The organism is Novosphingobium sp. BL-S-32 (genome assembly GCF_056857055.1).
Genome location: NZ_CM166476.1, coordinates 755,857 through 782,637, shown reverse-complemented (window position 1 = coordinate 782,637; position 26,781 = coordinate 755,857). Strand labels below are relative to the sequence as shown.

21 protein-coding genes are annotated in these 26,781 nt (G+C 65.1%); 15 read left to right on the top strand and 6 right to left on the bottom strand.

Going from position 1 to position 26,781, the window contains the following annotated elements; genetic code table 11:
* Positions 1-6: 6 nt before the first annotated feature.
* Entirely contained in the window at positions 7-1,422 is a 1,416-nt protein-coding gene (locus AC1VVK_RS03640) for a glutamate ligase domain-containing protein (protein WP_482904420.1), read from the bottom strand.
* Positions 1,423-1,475: 53 nt separating this feature from the next.
* Here AC1VVK_RS03640 and AC1VVK_RS03635 point away from each other — a divergent pair, with 53 nt between their 5' ends.
* The 4 genes from AC1VVK_RS03635 (at position 1,476) to AC1VVK_RS03620 (ending at position 4,664) form a co-directional block, all read left to right on the top strand.
* Complete coding sequence (locus AC1VVK_RS03635) at positions 1,476-2,294, top strand: LD-carboxypeptidase (protein WP_482904419.1); 819 nt, start codon at positions 1,476-1,478, stop codon at positions 2,292-2,294.
* 82 nt (positions 2,295-2,376) lie between these two features.
* Entirely contained in the window at positions 2,377-3,312 is a 936-nt protein-coding gene (gene fabD, locus AC1VVK_RS03630) for an ACP S-malonyltransferase (RefSeq protein WP_482904418.1), read from the top strand.
* 118 nt (positions 3,313-3,430) lie between these two features.
* Positions 3,431-4,195 carry a 3-oxoacyl-[acyl-carrier-protein] reductase gene (fabG, locus tag AC1VVK_RS03625; protein WP_482904417.1) on the top strand — a complete coding sequence of 255 codons (765 nt, stop codon included), beginning with the start codon at positions 3,431-3,433 and terminating at the stop codon, positions 4,193-4,195.
* Position 4,196: 1 nt separating this feature from the next.
* Positions 4,197-4,664: a GNAT family N-acetyltransferase gene (locus tag AC1VVK_RS03620; protein ID WP_482904416.1), complete on the top strand. Its 468-nt coding sequence runs from the start codon at positions 4,197-4,199 to the stop codon at positions 4,662-4,664.
* Here AC1VVK_RS03620 and AC1VVK_RS03615 read toward each other — a convergent pair.
* Entirely contained in the window at positions 4,661-5,026 is a 366-nt protein-coding gene (locus AC1VVK_RS03615) for a hypothetical protein (RefSeq protein ID WP_132385650.1), read from the bottom strand. The genes AC1VVK_RS03620 and AC1VVK_RS03615 overlap by 4 nt on opposite strands.
* 289 nt (positions 5,027-5,315) lie before the next feature.
* Here AC1VVK_RS03615 and dnaN point away from each other — a divergent pair, with 289 nt between their 5' ends.
* Positions 5,316-6,434 carry a DNA polymerase III subunit beta gene (gene dnaN, locus AC1VVK_RS03610; protein WP_132385649.1) on the top strand — a complete coding sequence of 373 codons (1,119 nt, stop codon included), beginning with the start codon at positions 5,316-5,318 and terminating at the stop codon, positions 6,432-6,434.
* 259 nt (positions 6,435-6,693) lie between these two features.
* Here the strand turns inward: dnaN and AC1VVK_RS03605 are convergent, their stop codons facing one another.
* The 3 genes from AC1VVK_RS03605 to AC1VVK_RS03595 all read right to left on the bottom strand — a co-directional run bounded on the left by AC1VVK_RS03605 (position 6,694) and on the right by AC1VVK_RS03595 (position 10,899).
* Positions 6,694-8,757, bottom strand: a complete 2,064-nt coding sequence (locus tag AC1VVK_RS03605; RefSeq protein ID WP_482904415.1) for a putative bifunctional diguanylate cyclase/phosphodiesterase — start codon at positions 8,755-8,757, stop codon at positions 6,694-6,696.
* Between the two features lie 136 nt (positions 8,758-8,893).
* The gene (locus tag AC1VVK_RS03600) at positions 8,894-9,442 is read right to left on the bottom strand and encodes a TlpA family protein disulfide reductase (protein ID WP_482904414.1); all 549 of its coding nucleotides are present in this window, start codon (positions 9,440-9,442) and stop codon (positions 8,894-8,896) included.
* A gap of 119 nt (positions 9,443-9,561) precedes the next feature.
* Positions 9,562-10,899 carry an FAD-dependent oxidoreductase gene (locus AC1VVK_RS03595; protein ID WP_482904413.1) on the bottom strand — a complete coding sequence of 446 codons (1,338 nt, stop codon included), beginning with the start codon at positions 10,897-10,899 and terminating at the stop codon, positions 9,562-9,564.
* A 240-nt stretch (positions 10,900-11,139) separates the two neighbouring features.
* Here AC1VVK_RS03595 and AC1VVK_RS03590 point away from each other — a divergent pair, with 240 nt between their 5' ends.
* The 3 genes from AC1VVK_RS03590 to AC1VVK_RS03580 all read left to right on the top strand — a co-directional run bounded on the left by AC1VVK_RS03590 (position 11,140) and on the right by AC1VVK_RS03580 (position 16,916).
* A complete protein-coding gene (locus AC1VVK_RS03590) occupies positions 11,140-13,923 on the top strand; it encodes an EAL domain-containing protein (protein WP_482904412.1) in 2,784 nt (927 codons plus the stop codon).
* Positions 13,924-13,954: 31 nt separating this feature from the next.
* The gene (gene lepA, locus AC1VVK_RS03585; protein ID WP_132385644.1) at positions 13,955-15,757 is read left to right on the top strand and encodes a translation elongation factor 4; all 1,803 of its coding nucleotides are present in this window, start codon (positions 13,955-13,957) and stop codon (positions 15,755-15,757) included.
* Positions 15,758-15,905: 148 nt separating this feature from the next.
* Entirely contained in the window at positions 15,906-16,916 is a 1,011-nt protein-coding gene (locus tag AC1VVK_RS03580; protein ID WP_482904411.1) for an IS30 family transposase, read from the top strand.
* Positions 16,917-17,029: 113 nt separating this feature from the next.
* Here the strand turns inward: AC1VVK_RS03580 and AC1VVK_RS03575 are convergent, their stop codons facing one another.
* Positions 17,030-19,894 (bottom strand): TonB-dependent receptor, encoded by a 2,865-nt coding sequence (locus tag AC1VVK_RS03575; protein WP_482904410.1) that lies wholly within the window; start codon positions 19,892-19,894, stop codon positions 17,030-17,032.
* A 347-nt stretch (positions 19,895-20,241) separates the two neighbouring features.
* Between AC1VVK_RS03575 and AC1VVK_RS03570 the strand changes: the two genes are divergently transcribed.
* The 7 genes from AC1VVK_RS03570 to AC1VVK_RS03540 all read left to right on the top strand — a co-directional run bounded on the left by AC1VVK_RS03570 (position 20,242) and on the right by AC1VVK_RS03540 (position 26,771).
* Complete coding sequence (locus AC1VVK_RS03570; RefSeq protein ID WP_482904409.1) at positions 20,242-20,796, top strand: sigma factor-like helix-turn-helix DNA-binding protein; 555 nt, start codon at positions 20,242-20,244, stop codon at positions 20,794-20,796.
* Positions 20,797-20,868: 72 nt separating this feature from the next.
* Positions 20,869-21,201, top strand: a complete 333-nt coding sequence (locus AC1VVK_RS03565; RefSeq protein WP_482904408.1) for a hypothetical protein — start codon at positions 20,869-20,871, stop codon at positions 21,199-21,201.
* A gap of 61 nt (positions 21,202-21,262) precedes the next feature.
* A complete protein-coding gene (locus tag AC1VVK_RS03560) occupies positions 21,263-21,772 on the top strand; it encodes a hypothetical protein (protein ID WP_482904407.1) in 510 nt (169 codons plus the stop codon).
* A gap of 89 nt (positions 21,773-21,861) precedes the next feature.
* Entirely contained in the window at positions 21,862-22,308 is a 447-nt protein-coding gene (locus AC1VVK_RS03555) for a JAB domain-containing protein (RefSeq protein ID WP_482904406.1), read from the top strand.
* Between the two features lie 219 nt (positions 22,309-22,527).
* Entirely contained in the window at positions 22,528-24,162 is a 1,635-nt protein-coding gene (locus AC1VVK_RS03550) for an alpha-D-glucose phosphate-specific phosphoglucomutase (protein WP_482904405.1), read from the top strand.
* A gap of 347 nt (positions 24,163-24,509) precedes the next feature.
* Positions 24,510-25,376: an alpha/beta fold hydrolase gene (locus tag AC1VVK_RS03545; RefSeq protein ID WP_482904404.1), complete on the top strand. Its 867-nt coding sequence runs from the start codon at positions 24,510-24,512 to the stop codon at positions 25,374-25,376.
* 552 nt (positions 25,377-25,928) lie between these two features.
* The gene (locus tag AC1VVK_RS03540) at positions 25,929-26,771 is read left to right on the top strand and encodes an arylamine N-acetyltransferase family protein (RefSeq protein ID WP_482905109.1); all 843 of its coding nucleotides are present in this window, start codon (positions 25,929-25,931) and stop codon (positions 26,769-26,771) included.
* Positions 26,772-26,781 lie beyond the last annotated feature (10 nt).

The window sequence follows — 26,781 nt, the reverse complement described above, 5'->3', positions numbered from 1 at the left end:
CGGCGATCAGGGAAGCGCCGCGAGCAGTTCTTTCGCGAATACCGTCAGCGTGTCGTCGCGCGCGCCCATGATCACCACGCGGTCTCCGGGCTTGGCGATCTCGACAATGCGGCGGGCGCAGTCCTCGCGAGCGGCGACATACTCCGCCTTTCCACCGGCTGCTTCGATCAGGCCGACGATGCGCTCGCTGCCCTGCGAGCGGTCCACCGTGCCGCCGAAATAGACCGGATCGCACAGGATCGTCACGTCGTCCGGACCCAGCTTCGCCGCGATGACTTCGGCCAGTTCGTGGCCCATCTGGCGCAGCGGGCCGTAACCATGCGGCTGGAAGAAGGCGATTACCCGGCCTTCGTGTGCCTTGAGCGTGGCGAGCGTGGCCGAGACCTTATCCGGATTATGGCCGAAATCGTCGATCACCGTCACGCCTGAGGGGGAGGTGCCGACGATGTCGAACCGGCGCGCCAGACCGACGAAACTGCCCAGTGCCTCGGCCGCCTCGGCCGCAGAAACCCCCGCGGCATTGGCGGCGGCAATGGCGGCGAGCGCGTTGTAGAGGTTGTGGCGGCCCGGCACCTTGAGCGCCAGCGCGTGGGCAGAACCGTCGCGGCGATCCACGACCGTTGCGGTCAGCGAAATCGGCTCTTCCACAATATCCGTCGCAGTGATCTGCGCATCCGGCGAAACGATCCCGAACGTCACCAGCGCATTTGCATGGGGGGCGAGGGCGGCCGATTCCGCGTCGTCGAGATTGATCGCCGAAACTTCCGCGCAGCCGAGGAAATCGCCGAAAAGCTGGCGCAGTTCCTCAAGGCTCTTGTGGTCGAGGCTGACATTGCCCAGCACCGCGACCTTGGGGCGATAGAGCGCGATGGACCCATCACTCTCGTCCACTTCCGACACGAAGACGTCGCCCTCACCCACCCGGGCGCTGGCGAAAGGCGCATCGGGCGAAGCGAAGTTCTTCATCACCGCACCGTTCATGATCGTGGGATCGCGGCCCGCGTGGGTCATGATCCAGCCGGTCATGCCGGTGACGGTCGACTTGCCCGAGGTGCCGCCGATGGCAATGCCGAAAGGCGCGGCATTGAACAAAGTCGCCAGAAGCTGCGCACGGCTCATGCGCGGGCAGCCGAATTCCTTCGCGCGGACCACTTCGGGAACGGTGTCTTCCACCGCTGCCGAGGCGACCAATGTCTGCGCCGCGCCGGTAATGCCGCTGCCGTCCTGCGGGTGCAGGTTGAAGCCGAGGCTTTCCAGCCAGGCGAACTTTTCGGGCGTACGGCCCTGATCGCGGCTGCGGTCCGAGCCCGCTACTTGCGCGCCATGCCCCTTGAGGATCAGCGCGAGCGGCAACATGCCCGATCCGCCGATGCCGCAGAAGAACCAGGGATGTGAAGTGAGGTCGTGATGCTCGGAAGTCATGACGCTTCGGTATGCGGCCTTGTTCGTCCTGACAACCTCGATAGGAAGGAGCCATGACCCGTATCGCAGTTTGTGCACCGTCCACCCCGATCACCCGCGAGGATGCGGAGGCCGTCGTCGCATTGGCGGCAGAAGAGTTCCCCGGCGTGGAGCTTGCGATCCACGATCAGTGCTTCGAAGTGGAAGGCCATTTCGCCGGCAGCGACGCGCGGCGGATCGCGGCCCTGGTGGAATGCGCCAACGACCCCTCGGTGGACGCAGTGTGGTTCGCGCGGGGCGGCTACGGCGCCTGCCGCGTGGCCGAAAGCGCTATCGCGAAATTCACGCATGACGCACAGAAGAAGACTTTCCTTGGCTATTCCGATGCGGGCTACCTGCTTGGCGGGCTCTATCGTGCGCGGATCGGCAAGCCGGTTCACGGGCCGATGCTGGCCGATATCCGGCGCGAGGGCGGGGCAGAAGCGGTGCGCCGCGCATTACGCTGGCTTACTGGCGATGCTTCCGGCGTCGAACCCACCGGCGACGATCATCCGCGCGTCGCCTTCAACCTGATGACGCTGTCGATGCTCTGCGGCACCCGCCTGATGCCGGGGCTGGCCAAGCATGTCGTGCTGGTGGAGGAAGTTTCCGAGTATCTCTATGCCGTGGACCGGCTGTTCTTTCACCTGACCGCGCACCTCGGCGGCGTGGCCGGCCTGCGCCTCGGCCGGGTCAGCGACGTGCCCGAAAATGACCGTCCGTTCGGCATCGAAGCCGAGGAAATCGCCCGCCACTGGTGCGCGCATCACTCGATCCCCTACCTCGGCAGCGCCGATATCGGGCATGACGCGATGAACCGCATCGTTCCCTTCGGGCTTGCCGAGAGACACTAAGGTCAATAACCCGCCGCGCCACGTTCGAATCGCAAATCGGCAGGGCGCATCCGCTAACCCGCCGGACAGGAGGAGCCGCCACATGCGTGCATTCGTATTCCCCGGACAGGGCAGCCAGAAAGTCGGCATGGGCGCCGAACTCGCCGAAGCCAGCGCCATTGCGCGCGAAGTCTTCCAGGAAGTGGACGACGCGCTCGGCCAGAATCTCTTCCGTATCATGACGCAGGGCCCGGAAGAGGAACTGACCCTTACCGAGAACGCCCAGCCGGCGATCATGGCCAATGCCATCGCCGTCCTGCGCGTGCTGGAGAAGGAAGGCGGCATCTCGCTCGCCGACAAGGCGGACTTCGTCGCCGGTCACTCGCTGGGTGAATATACCGCGCTCTGCGCCGCCGGTGCCTTCAGCCTTGCCGACACCGCGCGCCTGCTGAAGCTGCGCGGCCAGTCGATGCAGGCGGCCGTTCCGGTCGGTCTTGGCGCCATGGCGGCGCTGCTCGGCGCCGATATCGAAAAGGCCACGGCGCTGGCCGAAGCCGCTGCCGAAGGTCAGGTCTGCACCGTCGCCAACGACAACGACCCCACGCAGGTCGTGATCTCCGGCCACAAGGAAGCCATCGAGCGCGCCATCGCGCTGGTGAAGGACCACGGCATCAAGCGCGGCGTGCTGCTGCCGGTTTCGGCGCCGTTCCACTGCCCGCTGATGCAGCCCGCAGCCGATGCCATGGCGGAGGCGCTGGGCAAGACTCCGCCGGGCAGCCTGCACGTGCCGCTGTTCGCCAATGTCACCGCCTCGGTGGTCACCGATCCCGCCGAAGTCCAGCGCCTGCTGGTCGAGCAGGTCACCGGCCGCGTCCGCTGGCGCGAAAGCGCGATCGCCATGCGCGAGGCTGGCGTCGAGACCTTCGTCGAACTCGGCGGCAAGGTGCTCGGTCCGATGATCAAGCGTTCGGCCGGTGAGGTGGAGGTGATCTCCGCCGTGACCATGGCCGAGATCGAGGAACTGGCTAAAGGCCTCTGATTGGGGCTCTGATCGGCGCGCCGGGCTTGACCCGGCGGCCCTGAAGGTTTGAAGAAAGGCGCCGTTCAGCGGGCCGTCGCTGCCGTTCAGGCAGGCGATTCACGGAGATTTTGAAAAGATGTTCAACCTCAACGGAATGACCGCCCTCGTCACCGGCGCCTCGGGCGGCATCGGTTCCGCCGTTGCCCGCGCGCTCGCCGCGCAGGGGGCGCGCCTTGCCATCTCGGGCTCGAATGCCGACAAGCTGCGCGCCTTCCGCGACGAGCTGGACGAGCACACCCCGCAGCACCTGCAGGACGTCGACCACGTTGCCATCGCCTGCAACCTCGGCGATGCCGAGCAGGTCGAGAAGCTGGTCCCTGCCGCGCTCGAATCGCTGGGCAAGATCGACATCCTGATCAACAACGCCGGCATTACTCGCGACAACCTCGCCATGCGCATGAAGGACGAGGAGTGGGATCAGGTCATCAAGATCAACCTCGAATCGACCTTCCGCCTGATGCGCGCCGTGACCAAGCCGATGATGAAGGCGCGCTTCGGCCGCATCATCAACGTCACCTCGGTCGTCGGCACCACCGGCAACCCCGGCCAGATGAACTACTGCGCGGCCAAGGGCGGCATCACCGCCATGTCGAAGAGCCTCGCGCAGGAACTCGCCAGCCGCAACGTTACCGTGAACTGCATCGCCCCGGGCTTCATCCGCACCGCGATGACCGACGTTCTGCCCGACGCGCAGAAGGACGCGCTCAACGGCCGCATCCCGATGGGCCGCATGGGCGAGGGCGAGGACATCGCCTCTGCCGCCGTATTCCTCGCTTCGAAGGAAGCGGGCTACGTCACCGGCCAGACGATCCACGTCAACGGCGGCATGGTGATGGTCTGACATGACCTTGAGATTGGCGCGGATGGTCAGGGTTGAGCCCTGCGATCCGCGCGATCCCCATGCCGTTTCGGTGATGGAGCGTCTTTCGCAGGCGCTGAACGCCATCACCGGCGATGGCGGTACGTCCTCCTTCGATCCGGCCGACGTGCTCCTGTCCCGCGCGCTTTTCGTGATCGCGCGGGATGAGCATGGCGCCGCGATCGGTTGCGGCGCCTATCGGCCGCTCGAAGGCGATGTGGCCGAGATCAAGCGGATGTATGCCGAACACGGTAGCGGCGCGGCGATTCTGTCCCATCTCGAAGCTGCCGCGCGCGCCGATGGCTATGGCGCGCCATGCCTCTCCACCCGGCGCGTCAACGCCCGTGCGGTCTCGTTCTACGAGCGTCACGGCTATGTCGAGATCGCACCGTATGGCCGCTATGCGGATCGGCCGCAGTCGATCTGTCTCGGGAAAATGCTCGAATCCTAATCGTGAACGGTGCGGTCCGCGCTCACGATATCCGCGCCCAGCTTTCCGGCGAGATCGCGCGCGACGGCAAGGATCGAGTGGCCGTCCGGTTCGGGATCAGGCGCTGCAAAGCTCACGGTGCCGTTGGGCGACCACCAGAGCGCACGCAGCCAGCCGCCATAGCCATCGCGCCAGACTTCCACATCGCCGCCACGGTTCGGCATGACGACCCACTCGCGGGTAACCGGATTGAGCGCGTTGGCGTCACCATCGGCAAGCCGCACGCCTTCGATGCCGATCACGGCCTCTTTCCATTCAGGCAGGGTGATCGGGCGAATTTCGCCGCTCTCATCCTTGCGTTCGATGCGCAGATGGTCAGACAAGTGGTTCGTCTCCCACGATTTCGGCGTGGCTGGGGGTACTTGTGAACATGCTCCGAACGCGTCTTGGGGGCAAGCGGCGAGCGTCATCGGGGCGCCGGAATGCGGCGGGCTGCGGCGCCGGGGCGAAAAGTCACGAGAAACCCCCGATTTATCCCCAGTTTCGCCTTTCAGGGGGCATTACTCGCTTGCCGCAAGCCTTACGTACGCTAGAGATATTCGTCCTGAAATTCGGGATCTCCCGCCTTCGCGGGGGTGTCCCAAGCCCGACCAAGGGGGACCTGAGGCTGACATGAAGGCCACCATCGAACGTTCCACGCTCCTGCGCTGCCTCAGTCACGTGCAGTCCGTCGTCGAGCGGCGCAATACCATTCCCATTCTCTCGAACGTACTGATCGAGGCTTCGGGCAGTGGGTCGTTGCGCATCATGGCGACCGACCTCGACTTGCAGGTGGTGGAAACCCTTGGCGCGGTCTCGGTAGAGCAGGCCGGCGCGATCACGGTTTCCGCCCACCTCCTGTTCGACATCGCTCGCAAGCTGCCGGACGGTAGCCAGGTCAGCCTCGATGCGGCCGACAACCGCATGGTGGTGAAGGCCGGGCGCAGCCGCTTCCAGCTGCCGACGCTGCCGCGCGACGATTTCCCGATGATCGCCGAGGGCGAGCTGCCGACCAGCTTCGAAATTCCGGCGGCAACGCTGGCGCAGCTGATCGACCGCACGCGCTTCGCGATTTCGACCGAGGAAACGCGCTACTATCTCAACGGCATCTTCCTCCACGTCTCGGACGAGGAACTGAAGGCTGCCGCCACCGACGGTCACCGCCTTGCCCGCTTCACCCTGGCCCGTCCCGACGGCGCCGAGGGCATGCCGGACGTGATCGTGCCCCGCAAGTGCGTGGGCGAGCTGCGCAAGCTTCTCGAAGAAGCGCTCGATACCAATGTGCTGGTCGATCTTTCGGCCAGCAAGGTCCGCTTCACTTTGGGCGGCGAGCACGGCGTTGTGCTGACCAGCAAGCTGATCGACGGCACGTTCCCGGACTACACGCGGGTCATCCCGACCGGGAATGACAAGCTGCTCCGCATCGATCCCAAGAGCTTCTTCGAAGGTGTGGACCGCGTGGCGACCATCGCCACCGAAAAGACCCGCGCGGTGAAGATGGCGCTGGAGCAGGACCGCGTGACGCTTTCGGTCACCTCGCCCGACAACGGCACGGCTGCGGAAGAAGTACCGGCGGACTATTCGTCGGATGGTTTCGAGATCGGCTTCAATGCCAATTATCTCAAGGACATCCTTGGTCAGATCGACGGCGACACGGTGGAACTGCACCTTGCTGACGCCGGGGCGCCGACGCTGATCCGTCAGGATGAAAAGAGCCCCGCGCTCTACGTGCTGATGCCGATGCGCGTCTGATTTCGGGCATTATCGCAGGATAGAGGGCCGGGGCGAAAGCTCCGGCCCTTTTTCTTTGCGCGTTCGGGATGGGTAGGCTGCTTGCCCAAGCCTCCGCCGTCTCGAACCTTTGCCGTCATCCCCGCGAAGGCGGGGATCCCGCTTTTCTTTGAGGCGTGGCGCGAAAGAAGCGGGGCCCCCGCCTTCGCGGGGGCGACGATGGTCTATTGGGTTAGGGGCTGGAGAGGATCGGCTCACGACCTTCAATCAGTTCTGTAACTCAGGCCACCTCAGTGCGCACGTCGGTCTCTACCGCGAAATAGTGCGGCACTTCATCCGCCTCGATCGGCTGGCTGTAGAAGTAGCCTTGCAGGTGCGTGCAGCCCGCGCCCTTGGTGGCGTCGATGAGGTGGGCCTCGCTGATGCCCTCGGCCACCACTTCGGCGCCGACATGCCGGGCCATCGTCACCGCCGCTTCCAGCACCGCGACCGAGGCCGGGTCCTGCCCGAGATCCATGACGAGGCTGCGGTCGAGCTTCATGCGGTCGAACTTGAAGCTCTTGACCATCGACAGCGACGAATAGCCCGTGCCGAAATCGTCGAGCGCAATGCGGAAGCCAAGATTGCGCAGCAGGTTGAGCGTAAGCAGCGCGCGGGTATTGCGCTCGATCGAGAGCGATTCCGTCACTTCCAGGAACAGGCGCTGCGGCGCGATGCCGTGGCGGCCGCAGGCGTCGAGCAGGAAGGCGCTGAAGCCGTCGTGCTGGAGTTGCAGCGGCGAGAGGTTGATGCTCATCGTCATGTCGGGCCAGCGGGCGAAATCGGCCAGCGCGCGGCGGATGATCCATTCGCCCAGCCGCACCATCTGGCCGCTGCGCTCGGCAGCGGGGATGAATGTGGAAGGCGGAACTTCGCCCAGATCCGGATGCTTCCAGCGGACCAGCGCCTCCACTTCCTGCACGGTGTCGCAAACCGGATGGATCGGCTGGTAGACCATGCGCAGCTCGCCCCTTTCGAAAGCGGTTTCGAGGTCCTTTTCAAGCGCGCGGTCGACCGCGCGCTCTTCGGCCATTTGCGGCGCGAAGCCGGTGGCGGAATTGCGGCCGTTCTTCTTTGACGCATAGAGCGCCATGTCGGCATTGCGCAGGATCTCGTCGATGTCGGCCTCGTCCGAGGCTTCCACTTCGGCGACGCCGATCGAAGCGGTGATCGCCACCGAATATTCGCCGAGGCTGAAGGGCGTGCGCACCGAATCGGTGAGGCGGGAGGCCAGTACGGTGGCGGATTCGCCCTCGGCCATTTCGATGCAGACCGCGAACTCGTCCCCGCCGACGCGGGCGACGATGCTGCCGTCGCCGAGATTGGCCTTGAGCCGGGCGCCGATCAGTCGCACCAGATCGTCTCCGGCGGCGTGGCCGTAATCGTCGTTGATATGCTTGAAGCGGTCGATGTCGATCAGCATGCAGGCGAAGCGGCGCTCGGGCGCGGCGCTGAACAGCCAGGTCACGTCTTCCTGGAACGCGCGGCGGTTGGGCAGGCCGGTGGCCGGGTCGCTGAAGGCCAGGTTCTTGACCGCCTTGGCATTGCGCCGGAAGGTTTCGAGCGGGCCGGACAGGTCCTTCAGTTCCTTGAGGCGGAAGGAGCCGATCTCGATGTCGAGGTCGCCATTGGCAAGGCGTTGCAGCGAACCGTGCATGCGGCGCACGGCGGGCAGGATGTTCTTGAGGATGTCGAACAGCACCAGCGAGACGATCAGGATCGTCACCAGCCCGGTGCCGAGCACCAGCATCTGCCAGCGCCCGATCGACGCGACCAGTCGGCGCTGCGCGGCCTCGCGCTCGGCATGGGCACGCTCGACGATGCGGGCGGCAAGGCCGGCCATGGCATTGTTGCGCGCCTCGATCCGGTCGATCAGGCCTTGGCCGGCGTTGTGGCGGGACTGGATTTCGAGAATGGCGGCGATGTGCTTGTCCAGATCCGCGAAAGGATCGGAGGCTTCCGGCAGGTCATAGAGCGCCATGCCGCTGTTGCGCAGTTTGCCGAGCCGGTCGCCGATGGCGATGGCCGCGTCGGTCAGTTCGTCCGCGGTATCGTCGCTGGCGACAAGGCCGCGATTGGTGGCCATGCGCAGCTTGCCTACGGCCTCGGCGAACTGGTCCGCGTTCTCGGCAATGGCCGATGCGTGAACAAGCGCCTCGCCCTCATGGCGCAGCCCGAAGGCTTCGCGTTGGGTGACGACCTGCAACAGCACGGTCGCCACGACGATTAGCGCAAGCGCGCCGACAAGACGCGTTTCCAGCGACGAAAGCAGCCGGCCAATCGCCGGTTTCCAAGATGACATCATGCACCCGAAGTTTCGGGGTTTCGATATCGCCCCGGTTGATTTCGGACGGCTAAGTAGACGACAAGTTCTAAGAAATCATAATAATAACAACTATTTAATTTCAAATGCTGTCATCAAAGTGCAATGTTAAGGCGCTTTACAGGCGGGCTTTTGCAGCGGTTTCGGCTCTCGCTTCGGTAACGACAGCCTTTTCTTGGAGCAGCGGCACCAAAACCGCGTTCAGATCGTCAAGGTCGAAGGCGCCGGCCTTGGCGTAACGCAGCCTTCCGTTCCTATCGATGACGAAATTGGTCGGGACGCCGGTGAGCGGTCCATACGGGCCCTTGATCTTGCGGGCGGCCGGGATCGCCATGGCCTTGAACAGGTCCTTCAGCAGATAGAGCGGCGCGGAGTCTTCCGTGGTGATCGCGAAGACGCTGAGGCCGTGCTGGTGCTGGATCTTGTAGTAGTGATCGAGCGTGGGCAGTTCCTTGCGGCAGGGCACGCACCACGTCGCCCAGAAATTGAGCACGACCACTTGCCCGCGAAGCTGTGCGAGCGTGACCTTGCTGCCGTCCATCAGGGTGATTTCGAAGTCCGGCGCCATCTGGCCGACCACCGGTGCGGGCTTGGCCTCGACTGTCCCCACAGGCATGGCCAACATCAATGCCGCCGCGATTGCGGTGCGGACATGCTTCATCTTCATCGTGCGTAACCCCCTGTTCGCAAGAGTGGCAGGGGATAGCTGCGGCGGCGGGGCGGTCCAGTGAAAATTACGCATTTGTTGCCGGTGGCCGCTGGATCGGCAGCCACCGGCAGACGGTGTCAGTGTTTTCCGGCGGCCTCTATCATATGTTCCACCGCGACGAACTTTTCGCGCGGGGCGCCGTCGCGCGCATTGGCGATCTCGGCCTCGTCGATCTTCTGCCAGTCGGTGAACTTGACGTAGTCTATCCCGCGTTCGGCCGCGAGCGCGTCGAACCCGGGGCGGCCGGGCTTGCCGGCGCCATCGGCGCGGAAGCCGCCAAGGTCGTCGGAAATCTTCTCGACGATCGCGAAACCGTCCGGTCGGTTGGTGCCGATCGTGCCGGTGGGGCCGCGCCGGGCCCAGCCCACGCAATAGAGCCCCGGCGCGATCCGGCCGTCCTCATTGGCGAAACGGCCGAGCTTGTCGTCATAGGGCACGTCCGGAATCGGCGAGGTCTGGTAGCCGATGCAGGCGATCACTAGTCCGGCGGGGATGCGATAGATCTCCCTGGTGCCGACTGCCTTGCCGTTTTCCAGCCGGGTGCGCTCCACCTCGACCGCCTCGACACGGGTTTCGCCCAGGATGGCGCGCGGGGCGGCGAAGAAGTCGAAATCGATGACGACGCGGCCGCCTGCGGGCTCGGGGCCCGTTTCGGCCTCCGATTCGACCGCCGCGAAGGCGCGCAAATGGCTCACCGCCTTGCGTTGGCCGGGTTCGAGCGCGGCGTCTTCGGCGATGGGCGGCAGGTCGGCCGGATCGACATGCGGCCAGGCGCGGGTGAGGTGGGTCAGCTCGCCCAGTTCCTTGGGCGTCATCGCGATCTGGTGCGGCCCGCGCCGCCCGAGGATGACGATGCGGCGGACTTGCGACCCCAGCAAGGTATCGAGTGCGTGCCGGACGATATCCGAACCCGCGAACTCTTCCTTGGACTTGGCAAGGATGCGCGCCACGTCGAGCGCGACATTGCCGTTGCCGATCACCACCGCCGTATCGTTCGAAAGCTGCGGGGCGAGCCCGGAGAATTGCGGATGGCCGTTGTACCAGCCGACGAAGGCGGCCGAGCCGAAGACATTGGCCAGATCTTCTCCGGGCAGGCCCAGCTTGCGGTCGTTGGGGGCGCCGGTGGCCAGCACAACGGCATCGTAAAGGTCGCGCAGTTCGGCCACGGTAACGTCGCGGCCGATATAAACATTGCCGACGAAGCGGACATTTTCGGAAAGCGCGGTCGTTTCGTAGCGGCGGGAGACGCCCTTGATCGACTGGTGATCGGGGGCCACGCCGCTGCGGATCAATCCGAAGGGTACCGGAAGAGCATCGAAGATATCGACGCGCACACCGTCTCCCCATTGTCTGAGCGCTGCCTCGGCGGTGTAGTAGCCGGCCGGTCCCGAACCCACGATCGCGATATGCCGCATGGACTTGCTCTCCCGTGAGAGGGCGCACCGGGCGTGCGCCCCGTCACTTTGCAAGCAAGCATGGGGCAGGGCACGGAGCAAGCGAAAACGGCCACTTGGCTGCGCTCTGTCCCAAGTGGGCGGGTGCCCGTCGCGGATAAGTGTTATCCCCTGTGAGGCGCAGCAAATTCGGATTTTTGGGGTCACCGAGCGGTGCGGGCTTAACCCTTTTGAAATGGCCCCGCCTGCAATAGCGAGGGCATGGCGAAAACAGGTTCCAGACGGCGATGGCCGATCGCTGGCGAGGGCGTGCCGGATTCGCGCGCCTCTGCGCCGCTGCGCGTCGATGCGGCCGGCGAATCGGAGCTGACTGTTTCACAAGATAGTGCTCCGGACATTCTCGCCGTCGACGAGCCGGTATCGGAAGCGACTGCCCCGCGCAGTGCCGCCGGGAATTTCGCGCTGCTGCGGCCCAAGGGCGGAAGCAGCGACCCGCTGTTCTATTTCATTGCCCGCCGCTGGGAACTGATGGCGCCGTGCATGATCTGCGCGCTGGTCATCATGGGGCTGGTGGCGCGGGCTGCGCCGGGTCCCGGGCCCTCGTTGCTGACGCTGTTCGCGGCGCTTGGCTGCCTTGCCGCGCCGTGGCTCGCCCGTATCGAGGAACGCTGCGCGCACGATAGCTGGAAGCGTTACCCGCTGATGCTGTTGGCGATCGCATTGCCGATGGCACTGTTCGGCACCGCGGCGACGGACTGGACCCTGTCCTCTCCCGAGCTTGGCGGAAGCGTGACGATCTCGGTCTTCGTGCTGACCGTGCTGCTGGCGACCGTGCTGCTCGAAGGGCGGCAGACGTCCATCGTGACCGCGACCGTGGCCCTGTGGTGCGGCGCTTCGCTGCCGTCCACCTCGTTTCATGCGTTCGGCCTGATCGTCGCGGGGAGTGCCGTGGGCCTCGTCGTCGCCAGACGCCAGATGCGGACGGCGGCGGCGGAATCGGCCCGCCGCGCCGAACAGGCACTGCGTCAGCACCGCGCCGAGGAACTGCTCGGCGAATATGAAGACACCGGGCAGGGCTGGTTCTGGGAGAGCGACCGGCGCGGGCTGGTCACGTATGTCTCGCCGCGCATTGCCCAGCTTCTCGGCTGCACGCAGGAAGAAGCAGCCGGACGCACGTTCGCCAGCCTGTTCCATGTCGAGACCGGCGGACAGCAGGAGAGCGAGCGCACGCTGGCCTTCCACTTCGCCACGCGCTCCTCGTTTCAGGACCTGACCGTGCGCGCCGCGACGGGCGAGGCGGATGAGCGCTGGTGGTCGATCTCGGGCCGTCCGGTGCTCGACCAGTTCCACAATTTCCTGGGTTTTCGTGGTTCGGGCACCGACCTGACCGAGACCCGTAAGTCGCAGCAGCACGTGACGCAGCTGGCGCGCTTCGATTCGCTGACCGCGCTCGCCAACCGCTATCAGATGGCGGAATGGCTGGAGAAGATCCTCACCTCGCCGCGCCTCGAAAGCCGCGCCTGCGCGGTGTTCCTGCTCGATCTCGACCGCTTCAAGCAAGTCAACGACACCATGGGCCATCCGGCCGGCGACGCGCTGCTCAAGCAAGTGGCCGAGCGGCTGACCGGCACTGTCGGCGCCATGGGCCGTGTCGGGCGCCTTGGCGGCGACGAGTTCCAGGTCCTGCTGCCCGGCCATCACCAGCATGAGGGCCTTGCCCATCTGGCGCGGCGGATCATCGAGAACCTGTCGCAGGCCTATCCGATCGACGGCGCGCAAGTGACCATCGGCGCCTCGGTGGGCATCTCGCTCTGCCCCGACAACGGCGTGACGGCGGAGGAGATCATCCGCAATGCCGACCTCGCGCTCTATGCGGCCAAGGGCGGCGGGCGCGGGCGGCATTACTTTTACGACGACGATCTCCATTCGGACGTCAAGGAACGCCAGCAGCTCGAACAGGACCTGCGCGACGCCATCGCGCTGGGCACGCTGGAACTCCATTACCAGCCGCAGATCCGCACCACGACCGAGCGGATCACCGGTTTCGAGGCGCTGCTGCGCTGGAATCACCCGCGCCACGGCTATCTCTCGCCCGCCCGCTTCGTGCCGGTGGCGGAAGAGACCGGGCTGGTTGCCGAGATCGGCGAATGGGCCCTGCGCACCGCCTGCCGCCATCTTGCCGCATGGCCGGACGAAGTGCGCGTGGCGGTGAACGTCTCGCCGCTGCAATTCTCCAACCCCGCATTGCCTTCGATCGTCACCCGCGCCATCGCCGATGCCGGAATCGCGCCCTCGCGGCTCGAACTGGAGATCACCGAGAGCGTCTTCCTGGGGGAGGACGAATCGACCGAGGCGATGTTCGCCGCGCTCAAGGCGATCGGCGTGCGTCTGGCGCTCGACGATTTCGGTACCGGCTATTCCTCGCTCGGCTATCTGAAGAAAGCGCCGTTCGACAAGATCAAGCTCGACCAGAGCTTCGTGCGCGGCGCCACCATCGAAGGCAGCCGCAACGGCGCGATCATTTCCTCGATCGTCAGCCTTGCCGAGGCGCTCAACATGGAGACCACGGCCGAGGGCGTGGAAACGCTGGACGAGCTGGACCTCGTCCGCCTGCTCGGATGCAGCCACGTGCAGGGCTATATCTACGAACGGCCGCTGGACGGCGTTGGCGTGGCGGCGCGGCTGGCCCTTGGCCTGGGCGCCACCGCGCAGGGCCCGCGTTCAGCGCGTGCGCCGCGCCAGACCATGCTGCGCAAGGTCATGCTGGAGCACGGCGGCCATATCTACCATGCCACCATCCGCAATGTGTCGCAGACCGGCGCGCTGGTGGAAGGGCTGTGGAACGTGCCGGTCGAGACCTGCTTCGCGCTGCATCTGTCCGACGATCACGTCGTTCTCGCCCATGCGCGCTGGTGCCGCGAAGATCACATGGGCGTCGAATTCGCGGCGCCGCTGGAGCTGGATGCGCACGGAGCGGTGCTTTTTACCCCTCCGCGCACCCTTCGCGAGGCAAGCGATTCGGGGCCAATGCGCAAGGCAGGCTGACAGCGGCCAAAAGCGCTGCTAACGGCGCTCCATGACCGAACTCGCCCAGATCCGAAATTTCTCGATCATTGCCCATATCGACCACGGCAAGTCCACGCTTGCCGACCGTCTGATCCAGTCGACCGGTGGCCTCTCCGAACGTGAGATGAGCGCCCAGGTGCTCGACAATATGGACATCGAGAAGGAACGCGGCATCACCATCAAGGCGCAGACCGTGCGCCTGAACTACACCGCCAAGGACGGGCTCACGTACGAGTTCAACCTGATGGACACCCCGGGCCACGTCGACTTCGCCTACGAAGTCAGCCGCAGCCTTGCCGCCTGCGAAGGCGCGCTGCTGGTGGTGGACGCGGCGCAGGGCGTGGAAGCGCAGACGCTGGCCAACGTCTATCAGTCGATCGAGCACGACCACGAGATCGTGCCCGTCATCAACAAGATCGATCTCCCCGCTGCCGAGCCCGAGAAGGTTCGCACCGAGATCGAGGACATCATCGGCATCGACGCCTCGGAAGCGGTGCTCGCCTCCGCGAAGTCGGGAATCGGCATTGCCGAGATCCTTGAAGCCGTGGTCGCCAAGATCCCGCCGCCGAAGGGTGAGCGCAATCAGCCGCTCAAGGCCATGCTGGTCGATTCGTGGTACGATCCGTATCTCGGCGTCGTCATTCTGGTGCGCGTGATCGACGGCGTCATCAAGAAGGGCCTGCAGGTCAAGTTCATGCAGGGCGGCACCGAGCACCTGATCGACCGCGTCGGCTGCTTCACGCCCAAGCGCATCGACCTGCCCGAACTGGGCCCGGGCGAAATCGGCTTCATCACCGCGCAGATCAAGGAAGTGGAACAGGCCAAGGTCGGCGACACCATCACCACGGTGAAGGGCGGCGCGACGCAGGCTCTGCCGGGCTACAAGGAAGTGCAGCCGGTGGTGTTCTGCGGCCTGTTCCCGGTCGACGCCAACGACTTCGAGAAGCTGCGCGAATCGATCGGCAAGCTGCGCCTCAACGACGCCTCCTTCAGCTTCGAGATGGAATCGAGCGCGGCGCTGGGCTTCGGCTTCCGCTGCGGCTTCCTCGGCCTGCTGCATCTGGAGATCATCCAGGAGCGCCTGAGCCGCGAATACGACCTTGACCTCATCACCACGGCGCCTTCGGTGGTCTATCGCCTGACGATGACCGACGGCACCGTGAAGGAACTGCACAACCCTTCCGACATGCCCGATCCGGTGAAGATCGACTTCATGGAAGAGCCTTGGATCAAGGCGGTGATCTACACGCCGGACGAATATCTCGGCTCGATCCTGAAGCTGTGTCAGGACCGTCGCGGTATCCAGAAGGACCTGACTTATGTCGGTGGCCGCGCGCAGGTGACTTACGAACTGCCACTCAACGAAGTGGTGTTCGACTTCTACGACCGCCTGAAGTCGATCAGCCGCGGCTATGCCAGCTTCGACTATGAGCAGATCGGGCTTCAGGAGGGTGACCTCGTGATGATGAACATCCTCGTGAACAACGAGCCGGTCGACGCGCTTTCGATGGTGGTTCACCGCAGCCAGGCCGAACCGCGCGGCCGCGCGCTGGTGGAGCGTCTGAAAGATCTGATCCCCCGGCACATGTTCAAGATCCCGATTCAGGCGGCGATCGGCGCCAAGGTGATCGCGCGCGAGACGATTTCGGCCATGCGCAAGGACGTGACTGCCAAGTGCTATGGCGGCGACATCACGCGCAAGAAGAAGCTTCTGGAAAAGCAGAAGGAAGGCAAGAAGCGCATGCGCGAGTACGGCAACGTGCAGATTCCGCAGGAAGCCTTCATCGCCGCGCTGCGCATGGGCGAGGAGTGAGGCCAACTACCGGCTCGCTTCGAGTGGATTGAGAAAAGGGCGGGGGAGCGAGGCTCTCCCGCCCTTTTTCTTTGCCGTGGCGTTGGAGGAAGGAAGCGGGATCCGCCAAGTTCACAAACGAAGTGCAACACCAGGTTATGGTGTTGTCATGGGAAGAGCTTTCGAACAGCTTGATCTGGAAGAGCGGTGTACGATTGCCCGTCTTCATGAAGACGGGCAATCGCTGCGCCAGATCGCGGCAACTGTGGATCGCTCGGCATCGACGATCTTTCGGGAGCTGAAGCGCAACAGCGGCAGCACGGTGGGCTATCGGCCCGGCTATGCGCAAGAGCAGGCGCGCGCCCGGCGCTGGTCGGGCATGCGCCTCGAACGCGATCAGGCCTTGCGCGAGGGCGTGCTGGGCCGCCTCGCGGCCGGCTGGTCACCCGAGCAGATCGCCGGCCGCATGGCCCGCGAGGCCGGCGTGCGTATCATCAGTCACGAGAGCATCTATCGCTTCATCCATGCCCAGATCAGGCGGACGAACGATCGATCATGGCGCCATTATCTGCCCCGCGCCAAGGCCCGCCGCGGATGGCGCCGCAAGCCCGGCGGATCCTCGGTCCGCTTCATCGCCAAGCGCCAACCCATCGCCATGCGCCCGGACGAGGCCGCGGATCGGTCCCGGCCCGGCCACTGGGAGGCCGACTTCATGCTCTTCGCCCGATACGGCCAGGCCATCCTCGTCGCCCATGAACGCTCCTCGCGCTACACCCTGATCTGCCATCCGCCCGACCGAAAGGCCCGGCGCACCGCCGACCTGCTCGCCGCCATGCTGCGGCCCTGGCCCGCCGCCTTGCGCCAAACCCTGACCCTCGACAACGGCACCGAGTTTGCACAGCACCACAGGTTGCACCGTCTCGGCATCGATACGTTCTTCTGCGACCCCCATGCCCCATGGCAAAAGGGCGGCGTCGAAAACGCCATCGGCCGCCTCAGACGCGACCTGCCGCGCAAGACCAACATCGAGGATCTCTCGCCTGCCCACTTTGAGGACATCATCCAACGCTACAACAATACACCGCGAAAATGCCTCGACTTCAAAACACCCGCCGAGGCATGCTCTCTTCAACCGTTGCACTTCGAATGTGAATCCACAGCCCCGCCTTCGCGGGGATGACGAAATTAAAGTCGCGGGGGCTGTCGAACGACCCTGAACCCACCACCACGTCATCCCCGCGAAGGCGGGGATCCCGCTTCACTTCAAGCGCGACGGCCGAAGCCGCCACAACCTCAGAAAATCCGCCGCACCGAAAGCAGGACAGTCCGGCCCATCGGGTCGAGATAGTCCTTCTGATAGGCATAAGGCGTGGCGCCGGTGGCATCGGTCACGCGCTGGCGCTGGTCGAACAGGTTCTCGATCGAGAGGCTGACGCGGGTGCCGCGCGCCCAGGCCTTGCCCCGGAAGCGGTTTTGCAGGTTCCCGAACAACCGAAGGTCGAGCGTCGACAGCGATGAGAAGTGCAGGTCGCCGGTGGACGAGGAGAGCCCGTCGCCCTCGACATGGGTTGCGCTCTGCCAGTTGCCCTCCAGCCGGAAGCCAAGGCCGTTGTCGATCACGCCAAGGCTGGCGGTGACTTTGTGCTGCGGCGTCGCGTTGCCGGTGATCGTGCCGCCGTGAAGGAGGTCGATCGTCTCGCTGTCCTCGGTAAGCTGCACGTCCTGCCGCAGGACCCAGGTGTGGTAGACCGAGGCGAGCAGGCGCATGCCGTTGTCGCTCCCGCCCGAGAATCCGCGCCCGCCGCGCCCACCCGGGCCGCCGAAGCCGCCGGGTCGGCCGCCGCCGGGGCCGCCCGGGCCACCGGGACCGCCTTCACCGGGAGGCGGTCCGAAGCCGTCTGGCGGCGGACCGTCGCGGGGAGGGCCGAAACCGTCTGGCGGCGGTCCACCCGGAGGGCCGAAGCCGCCGCCGGGGCCTTCGCCCTCGCGCTGGCCGTTGACGGTGATCTCGTTGTCCGCGCCCGGCTGGCCCGGCTGCGGCACTCCGGTCTGCTGGCCCGGCGTCTGCCCGGGTCTTTGACCACCGGCAGGCCGCTCGCCCTGCTCACCGAACCGACGGCCGCCCCATGGGCCCTCCCCGGGCCGCCGCTCGGGGCGCTTGGGCTTGCGAAGCTGGGCTGAGAAGTTGAAGCCCCAGCGCACTTGCTCGGTGCGCTGGCGATAAACATTCACCGGCCGCGAATCGACGCTCGTGAGGGTGCCGGAATCGTCGCGGATGAAGCGATCCGGGAACGCGTCCTCGACTTGCTCGGTCACGCCGCCAAGGCTCATGATGGCGTTGCGATTGCGGCTGTCGACGTAGCTGGCGCTGAAATTGAGCTTGGGCTCGCTGGTCAACTGGGCGTTGATGCCCAGCTTGAAGCTGTGGCGGTCATCCGCCTTGAGGTTGGGATTGCCGCCGGTGATCGTCGTCACCAGCACCGACTCGCCCGTCACATAGTCGAAGACGCGCTGGTTGGTGGTGGTGATCACCGGATTGCTGAGCTGGGCCACGGTCGGCGCGCTGCGGTCCTCGTTCACCGCCGCGATCACGGTCACGTTCTTCACCGGCGTCCAGTTGAGCCCGTAACCGAACGTGCCGAGCGTGCCGTAGTCCGAAACTTGAGTGATGCCGCCGTTGAGATTGAGGCTGAGCGTGCCGATCGCGCCCAGGAAGCCCTTGGTGCGGCTGGTCAGCGGAATATCGACGCTGAGCTTGGCGCTGCCGTTGGTGCGGCTGGCGTCGCCATCGATGGTCGAGCCCTCGCGAATGGTGGTCGATGTTTGCGACGTGAAGTCGCCGCCCAGTTTCAGGCTCACGCCCATGTCGCCGGCCGGCAGCTTGAGCAGCTTGCCGAAGATCAACGCGCTGGCGCTGCCGGTGTCGCTGTTGGACTTAGCACGGTTGGTCAGCATGTTCCCCAGCAGGCCGGGTGACAGCGTGCCATAGGGATCGACCGTGGGATCCCCGGCATCGAGCGCGGCTTGCAGGGCGGCGGTGTCGTAGCCGGTCTCGGTGCGGGTATCCGTCTCGGTGTGCTCGTAGCTGGCGATGACCGAGAGCTTCCAGCGGGTGGACAGATCCATGTTGAAAGTCGATCCGGCCGTGACATCGCCGGTATTGGTCGACCGGTTCAAAGGATCGGTCGAAAGATAGCGGTTGAGCGTGGTTGCAGTGCCGTCCGAGAAGGGATTGTCGGCGGGAACCGTCAGTTCGCCGTCGGCCAGTCCGCCCAGCGAGCGGCTGGTCTTGTACGTGCCCTTGACGTTGAACGAGAGGTTCGCGGAACCGCCCAGATCGTGCGCAAGGCTGGCACCAAGCGCATAGTTGCGCGTCGATGCCTGAAGCGTGCGATAGGCGCGGTCGTCGGAAAGCCCGGCCGCCGGGGTTATGCCGCTGTTGGGATCGGGCTGGATATCGCGGTCGCTCTCCAGAATCGCGGCCTGCGTGTTGATCTTGCCGGTCAGGTTCACGCGGTCGTTGTCGTGGATGCGCGTATAGGTGAACGCGCCCGAGCCCTGCCCGCCGCCGCCCTTGGTCGAAAGGCCGCCGCCCAGATCGACCACGCGCGACTGGAAGCGGCGCTTGAGGATGATGTTCACCACCTTCTGCTGCGCGTCGTAGCCATACTTGATGGCCACTTCCTCGGGCAGGATATCCACCCGCAGCACCGATTCCACCGGCAGGTCGCCAACTTCATTGACGCCCGAGACGCGCTTGCCGTTGACCAGCACGACCGGCCCGCTCGACGAATCGCGGCCGGAAATGCTGGCGGTCTGGTCGGCGATCTCGTTCAGCAGGTCGCTGATCGAATCGACGCCGTAGGATGCGATCTCGCCCGGGCCGATCTGGTTCTCCGGCGGAATGTCGCCGATTACCGCGCCGGGAACCGCCTGTCCGGTGACGATGATCTCGTCATTGCTGACAGTCTCGTTCGAGCTGGCGGCGGAATTGCTCTTGGCGGCGGAGGACTTCGGTGCCGCAGCGGGCGCGGCCGTCGCAGCTTGCTGCGCGCGAGTCTCCACCGGCACGGCCAGCGCCGTGGAGGCCAGCGCAAGGTAAAGCGCACTGTGGTGTGCGGGCAGGGCGCGTGTGCGGGCGATAGCGGAGGTCCTCATGTTTTCCGGGCTAGATGGAGAGTGCCTCCCGGCAAATCCTCGAATGGTAAGAAATTGTAACGGTCCCGTCGCAGTCGTTACAGACTGACCAACTCGATGCATGGGCACGGCTAAGGCATTGTGTTTGCGAACGTAGTTAAGACCTGCGCAGGAAATTCCGGCGGACGAGGGCGGCGTTTCGGCGATTGGTCTGGAAAAGGTCCCAATTAAGCTGCCGGAAAAGCCGCTCGCTCGATGGCATTTGCCGGTACGCCGGGTTGAACACCAATTGGTTACCGACATATATGTAGCAAGAAAGGACCGACGGGGTGGGGGCTGCCCCGTTGGAACGGGGAAGTACGGGTTCGATGGAAATCGATTGTTGGGCGCACGAACCGGAATCGGCGCAGTTTCGGCGGATTTTGGAAGTCTTGCCGCTGTTGACCGAGAAACAGCATGAGGTGTTGAGCCTCGTGGCGGAGAATCGCACGAGCAAGGAAATCGCATGGGAACTCGGGATTTCCGAAAGCGCGGTGAATCAGCGCATCGAAGGCGTTCGCAATCGCACCGGCTCGCCGCCGCGGGCGGAGCTGGCGCGCGTCTATCGCCAGTACCAGAAGCTGCCGGCTGCAGCCTGTAATCCTCTACCAGACAAGAATCCCCAGGTTTCGCCAATCGACGTTGCCGCCGAAGAGTGGGGGCAGGACGAGCAGGGCGACCGCCTCAGGCTTGCCGATGGAGTGACCTTCAGAGTGGAGGCGCCCTGGCACGCCGAACCGGTCGACCGGCTTGTTCCCGAGGTGCTCGATGGTCCCGATGCAGGTCTCAACCGCATGGCAGCCATGGTCCTCATCGCCGGCGGCCTGCTGCTTGTTGCGGTGTTTGGGCTGGATCTTGCCACGGCGCTGAGCCGGCTCTCGTGAGCCAGCGTCGATCGCTCACAATGTCAGGCGTCTCGTTCGGGTCGAAGGCGTCGATGGAGGGTCGTTATGTCGATGACGATTTCCGCAGCCACTGCCCGCATCAGCCGCCAGCTCCCCGAAGCCGAGCTTTCGCTCGATTCGGCGCTCCTTGCCTCTGCCCGCCTGATGGAATCGATGCTGCTGGCACGCCAGGCGGACGGCGTGGCGAATTTCACGGGCCAGACCGCGATCCTGCGCCTTGCCAAGTCGCAGCGCTCGCTGATCGAATGCCAGAACGACATGATCCGCGTTCACCGCGCGCTGCTCGACGCCGGCCGCGAGGTCAAGGCAATCATCGACGAGCCCGAAGCCTGCCCCGCGTCGGGCACTCTGGTCGAAGAAGCGCCGCTGCTTCAGTTCGCCTGAACAGGTCCGGCGGGATCGCAAGGTCCGCGCGATCGGGTTCGCATGGCGGCGGGGGGCTGCCATGCTGATCTGGGATGCGCGGGCCTACGTGCTTCACGCCGTGCTCCTGGTATTGTTCGTTCTGGCGCTGCGCCGTGGTGCAGCGCCGGAACGCATCCTGACGACAACCCTTCTCGGCATGCTTGTGTTCGACCGGATCTATCACCTGATCACCGGACAGCATCCCGTGATGGTCATGGGAGTGAACCTTGGTCATTTCGCGATCGACGTTATCGGCCTTGCAGTCTTCGTCACTGTCGCTCTCAGCGCCAACCGGAGCTACCCGCTGTGGATAGGGGGCGCGCAGATGGTGGCGCTCTCAAGTCATTTCTATCCGCTGCTGGCCCACGATTTGGCGGGGACGGGCTATCTGGCGATGAGCATCATGCCCTCCTACGCACAGACGATCGCGATGGGGATTGGTCTTGCGTCGCACATGCGGCGGCAGAAGACAGCGGGCAGCTATCGCTGCTGGCGCACATCCTCCAGCCCTTTGCAAAAGGGCAGGCCGAGGACATCGCCCGCCGCCTGATCCAGTCGTTCGGGTCGCTGCGCGGGATTACCTGCGCATCGCCCACGGCTCTCGCTGACGCGATCAGGGGGGGCAACTGCAACGAGGATATGCTGGTGGCAGCGATCATCGTGGCGCGTGACATCAATATGCTGGCCGCCCGCGAAGCGCTCTATGGCGAACCCACCGAGCCGGGAAATCCACGGCTGCGCCAATACCTCGTCCGCAGGCTCGGCCCGCGTCACGAGGAATGCGTGCTGGTCCTGTTCCTGACGGCGGAGGGTCTGTTCATCGCCGAGGATTTCTACGCGGGGGCCCATTGCAACACGGCGAGGCTGCCGCTGCGCCGCACGGTACGCCGTGCCTTCGACCTTGACGCCCGGCGGCTGGTGATCGCGCACAACCACCCCTCGGGCAATCCCGAGCCCAGCGCGGCGGACATCCGGGCAACCCGTCATTTCGGCGAGATTGTCGGCGCGCTCGACCTCGAACTCGACGATCATGTCGTGATCGGCTGGAACCGCACCGTGAGTTTTCGCGAGAGAGGATTGATCTGAAAGACGTTTATCGCGCGGGACCCATCATTCCGCCGAAATGCCCCGTTCGGGTATTTGACATTGTGGGCGATGGAACCAGACTGTCTTTCGTTATTTCCAGACACTCTCTATCCGGCGGAATTGTCCAGCTTCCGAAATCGCTTGGCTCCGCTTCCGGCATTCCTTCGGCTTTCACATTCCTGCCGCACACTTCCCCCCCACTGCATTGGAGACACGCCCTTGATCCGGACCGTGACCGTACCCACCACTCCGTATGAAGGTCAGGCGCCCGGGACCTCGGGCCTGCGCAAGAAAGTGCGGGTGTTCCAGCAGCCCAATTACGCGGAAAACTTCATCCAGTCGGTGTTCGATGTGGTGAGGCCCGCACCGGGCGCAGTGCTGGTAATCGGCGGTGACGGACGCTTCCACAACCGCGAGGTGATCCAGCAGGCGATCCGCATGGCCGCGGCCAATGGCTATGCGCGCGTGCTGGTCGGGCGTGGGGGCATTCTCTCGACCCCGGCGGCCAGCCACGTGATCCGCAAGTACGGCGCCAGCGGCGGCCAGATCCTTTCGGCCAGTCACAATCCCGGCGGCCCGGACGAGGATTTCGGCATCAAGTACAACATCGCCAACGGCGGCCCCGCGCCGGAGAGCGTGACCGGCGCGATCCACGCGCGGACCGAGACGATCGACCGCTGGCTGACCGTCAAGGCGGACGACATCGATCTCGACAAGCTGGGCGAAGTCCGCGTGGCCGATACCACGGTCGCCATTCTGGACCCGGTCGTGGACTATGCGGAACTGATGGAGACGCTGTTCGATTTCGACGCGATCCGCGCGATGGTCTCTTCCGGCTTCACCATGCGTTTCGACGCGATGGGGGCCGTGACCGGGCCCTATGCGCACGAGATCCTCGAAAAACGCCTCGGTTTTGAACAGGGGACGGTGGTGCACGGTACGCCGCTGGAAGACTTCGGCGGGCATCATCCCGATCCCAACCTGATCCACGCGCGAGACCTCTACGATCTGATGATGGGGCCTGACGCGCCCGATCTCGGCGCCGCTTCGGACGGCGATGGTGATCGTAATCTCATCATCGGGCGCGGGCGCTTCGTCACGCCGTCCGATTCGCTGGCCATGCTGGCCGCCAATATCGAGATCGCGCCCGCTTATCGCGGCCGCCTGACCGGAATTGCCCGCTCGATGCCGACCAGCGGCGCAGCCGACCGCGTGGCAACGGCTTTCGGCATTCCCTGCTACGAAACGCCCACCGGATGGAAGTTCTTCGGCAACCTGCTCGATGCCGGCAAGGCGACGATCTGCGGCGAGGAAAGCGCGGGCACCGGCTCGGACCACGTGCGCGAGAAGGACGGGCTCTGGGCCGTGCTGCTGTGGCTCAACATCCTTGCCGTGCGCGGGATCAGCGTGGACGAACTGGCGAAGTCTCACTGGGCGCGCTTCGGCCGCAATTACTACGCGCGGCACGACTACGAAGCCATCGACAAGACAAACGCCGATGCCCTGATGGCCGAACTCAAGACCGCCCTGCCTGCGCTGCCGGGCAAGACGTTCGGTCCGCTGACCGTCGCGCATGCCGACAGCTTCGCCTATACCGATCCGGTCGATCACTCGGTCAGCGAAAACCAGGGTATCCGCGTGCTGTTCGAGGATGGCAGCCGCGTGGTCTTCCGCCTTTCGGGCACGGGCACCCAAGGGGCGACGCTGCGCGTCTATCTCGAACGCTACGAGCAGCCGCTCGGCCATCTCGACGCCGAGACCGCCGCGATGCTGGAGCACCAGATCGCCGCTGCCGACGCCATCGCCGGGATCGCGCGCCACACCGGACGCACGGCGCCTGACGTCATTACCTGAGCAGGTGCGTTCCGGGCTTTCAGTCCCGAACGCCATGTAATTTCGACACGCTGGAATGGCGACATTCCGGCGTGTCGGCGCGGTCCGTGAGATCCCGAAGAATCAACACATTGCGGCTGCTTTCGGGCGCCAGCTGATGGCAAATCCGGTGCGCCTGCGGCCGCTTTTATCCCGGTGCATGCACAGGCTGTACCCTATTTCTACCGACCTTATCCACAAGGCTGTCCACCCGGTGCCGCACGGCGCAACGCCGTGGCGGTTTCGCGGCGGCTGTCTTGCGCGCGTCGGTGGGGCGGCAGAGCATTCCGCTCGCGACGCCCGCGAAGGGCGCATTGGGGAGAACGCGGATGCCTCGGATCGACGTGGGTGGAATCGGCATTGCCTATGAATTGCTCGGCAAGGAGGGCGACCCGGCAGTTGCGCTGACGCCGGGCGGGCGCTTCACCATGGAGGTACCGGGCCTGCACGAGATGGCCGAAGGCCTTGTCGCGGCGGGCCGCCGGGTCCTGATCTACGATCGTCCGAACTGCGGCGCATCCGATGCCTGCCTGCTGGGCGAGAGCGAATCCGAGATGCAGGCAGAGGCGCTGGCTGGCCTGATCCGCAAGCTGGACCTTGGCCCGACGGTGATTGCGGGCGGATCGGGCGGCAGCCGCGTCTCGATGCTGGCGGCGGCGCGCGATCCCGAAATCTGCTCGCACCTTGCGCTCTGGTGGATCTCGGGCGATCCGATCGGGCTCATGCAGCTTGCCACTTATTATTGCGGGGAGGCGGGGACGTTGGCCAGCCGGGGCGGCATGGAGGCTGTCCTTTCGGCGACGAGCTGGGCGGAGAACTTCGCCAAAAGCCCGCAGGCGCGCGATTTCATCCTGGCGCAGGATCCGGACAAGTTCATCGCGGTGATGCAGAAATGGGCGGCGGCCTACGTGCCTTCGCCGGTGAGCCCGGTCCCCGGCATGACCCAGCGCGACTTTGCGCGGCTGACGATGCCGGTGCTGGTGTTCCGCTCAGGCACCAGCGATCTTTCGCACACGCGGGCCACTTCGGAATGGGTGCACCGCATGATCCCGCATTCGCGCTTCATCGATCCGCCATGGGGCAACGACGAGTGGAACGAGCGTTCCGTCGAGACGCATTCGGGCGGAAACGGGCACACGCTGTTCCGTTCGTGGCCGAAGCTGGTGCCATTTTTGCTTGAGCTTGCGAGCCAGTAACGGACGTCGTCTTCGCCGGAGTGTATTCGGGGCGCTGGTTGCACCTTGCACAGAAGAAGCGGGATCCCCGCCTACGCGGGGATGACGGGGGGCGTTAGGCACCGCCTTTCCTCCTCCGTCATCTCAGCGAAAGCGGGGATCGCTCCCAACCTGCCACGGCGCTTGAACAAAGCGCCATGCGAATGGCGCGTTTGCCGGGAGCGCGTCAATCACCATGCTGCCGTTTGCCGGGACGACGACGGGCGGGGGCCCGCAATTGGCAAGCTCGAGAGAGCGAGGCTCCAGAACCCAAACCCCGTCGTCCCCGCGAAGGCGGGGACCCCGCTTTTCTTGAGAAGCAGCGGTACGCAGTCCGGAGCCCTTACCCACCGGCCGCCCACAACCCACCCACAGTCGGTCCACCGATTATACCCGATATATCCACAAACCTGCGCAAGGTTATCCCGGCTTGCGCACCATCTGCCGACAGCTTTCCGACAGGATATGCCTGCTATATCGACAAACTTATCAACAGGCTTGCCCGGCAATGGAACGAGGTGCTCTAGAGCGATGATGAACCTCGATCGCTACCTCGCCCGTATCGGCCTCGACGCCGCACCTGCCGCCGATCCCGAAGGCCTCGCAGCGCTGCAACTGGCGCATCGCCGCGCGATTGGCTTCGAGAACCTGGCCATTCCGCTGGGCGAGGGCATCCGCATCGATAGCGCCAGCGTCTTCGACAAGCTCGTCACGCGTGGGCGAGGGGGCTATTGTTTCGAGCAGAACCGGCTGTTTTCGGACGTTCTCTCAGCCATAGGTCTCGTCAACCGACCGCTGCTGGCGCGTGTGTTGCTGGGGCTGGCCGAACATGCCGCGCCGCCCCGCACGCATACGCTGCTACTGGTGAACATGCAGGGCGCGGCGTGGATCGCCGATGCCGGTTTCGGAGGCAGCTTCGTGCCGCCGATGCCGCTGGAGGACGGCGCACAGGCGCAGACGCCGGACGGTGCCTGGCACCGCCTGCTGCGCAGCGGCGAGCGCGGATCGCTTGGCGGCGAATGGCGGCTTGAACGCGCGGGGCCGGCCAGCGCCACCGACGGACGCAGCGCGCCGCACGGCGACTGGCAGCCGCAATATATCTTCGACCTCAGCGAGGTCGCGCAGGACGATCTCGAGATGGGCAACCACTGGACCTCGACCCGGCCGAATACGCGCTTCACGACGCTCTGCGTGGCCAGCGTGGTGCTGGAAGACGGCTTTGCGGCAATGACGGACCGCCAGCTTTCGCTCTATCAAAACGGCGCCAGTGAGACGCGCGACATTGCCGATGCGGCCGATTACGCCCGCACTCTGCGCGAAGTCATGGGCATTGCCCTGTCCGACGAGGAAGCGGCACGCCTGCCACTGTTTGCCTGAAGAAGGCGGG

Excerpts from the sequence above, each read along its gene's own strand:
- lepA (WP_132385644.1), top strand. The coding sequence starts at position 13,955 with ATGACCGAACTCGCCCAGATCCGAAATTTCTCGATCATTGCCCATATC.
- AC1VVK_RS03590 (WP_482904412.1), top strand. The coding sequence starts at position 11,140 with ATGGCGAAAACAGGTTCCAGACGGCGATGGCCGATCGCTGGCGAGGGC.
- AC1VVK_RS03580 (WP_482904411.1), top strand. The coding sequence starts at position 15,906 with ATGGGAAGAGCTTTCGAACAGCTTGATCTGGAAGAGCGGTGTACGATT.
- fabG (WP_482904417.1), top strand. The coding sequence starts at position 3,431 with ATGTTCAACCTCAACGGAATGACCGCCCTCGTCACCGGCGCCTCGGGC.
- AC1VVK_RS03540 (WP_482905109.1), top strand. The coding sequence starts at position 25,929 with ATGAACCTCGATCGCTACCTCGCCCGTATCGGCCTCGACGCCGCACCT.
- AC1VVK_RS03640 (WP_482904420.1), bottom strand. The coding sequence starts at position 1,422 with ATGACTTCCGAGCATCACGACCTCACTTCACATCCCTGGTTCTTCTGC.
- AC1VVK_RS03620 (WP_482904416.1), top strand. The coding sequence starts at position 4,197 with ATGACCTTGAGATTGGCGCGGATGGTCAGGGTTGAGCCCTGCGATCCG.
- AC1VVK_RS03600 (WP_482904414.1), bottom strand. The coding sequence starts at position 9,442 with ATGAAGATGAAGCATGTCCGCACCGCAATCGCGGCGGCATTGATGTTG.
- AC1VVK_RS03555 (WP_482904406.1), top strand. The coding sequence starts at position 21,862 with ATGCTGGTGGCAGCGATCATCGTGGCGCGTGACATCAATATGCTGGCC.
- AC1VVK_RS03545 (WP_482904404.1), top strand. The coding sequence starts at position 24,510 with ATGCCTCGGATCGACGTGGGTGGAATCGGCATTGCCTATGAATTGCTC.
- AC1VVK_RS03565 (WP_482904408.1), top strand. The coding sequence starts at position 20,869 with ATGACGATTTCCGCAGCCACTGCCCGCATCAGCCGCCAGCTCCCCGAA.
- AC1VVK_RS03570 (WP_482904409.1), top strand. The coding sequence starts at position 20,242 with ATGGAAATCGATTGTTGGGCGCACGAACCGGAATCGGCGCAGTTTCGG.
- AC1VVK_RS03575 (WP_482904410.1), bottom strand. The coding sequence starts at position 19,894 with ATGAGGACCTCCGCTATCGCCCGCACACGCGCCCTGCCCGCACACCAC.
- AC1VVK_RS03595 (WP_482904413.1), bottom strand. The coding sequence starts at position 10,899 with ATGCGGCATATCGCGATCGTGGGTTCGGGACCGGCCGGCTACTACACC.
- dnaN (WP_132385649.1), top strand. The coding sequence starts at position 5,316 with ATGAAGGCCACCATCGAACGTTCCACGCTCCTGCGCTGCCTCAGTCAC.
- AC1VVK_RS03635 (WP_482904419.1), top strand. The coding sequence starts at position 1,476 with ATGACCCGTATCGCAGTTTGTGCACCGTCCACCCCGATCACCCGCGAG.
- AC1VVK_RS03605 (WP_482904415.1), bottom strand. The coding sequence starts at position 8,757 with ATGATGTCATCTTGGAAACCGGCGATTGGCCGGCTGCTTTCGTCGCTG.
- fabD (WP_482904418.1), top strand. The coding sequence starts at position 2,377 with ATGCGTGCATTCGTATTCCCCGGACAGGGCAGCCAGAAAGTCGGCATG.
- AC1VVK_RS03560 (WP_482904407.1), top strand. The coding sequence starts at position 21,263 with ATGCTGATCTGGGATGCGCGGGCCTACGTGCTTCACGCCGTGCTCCTG.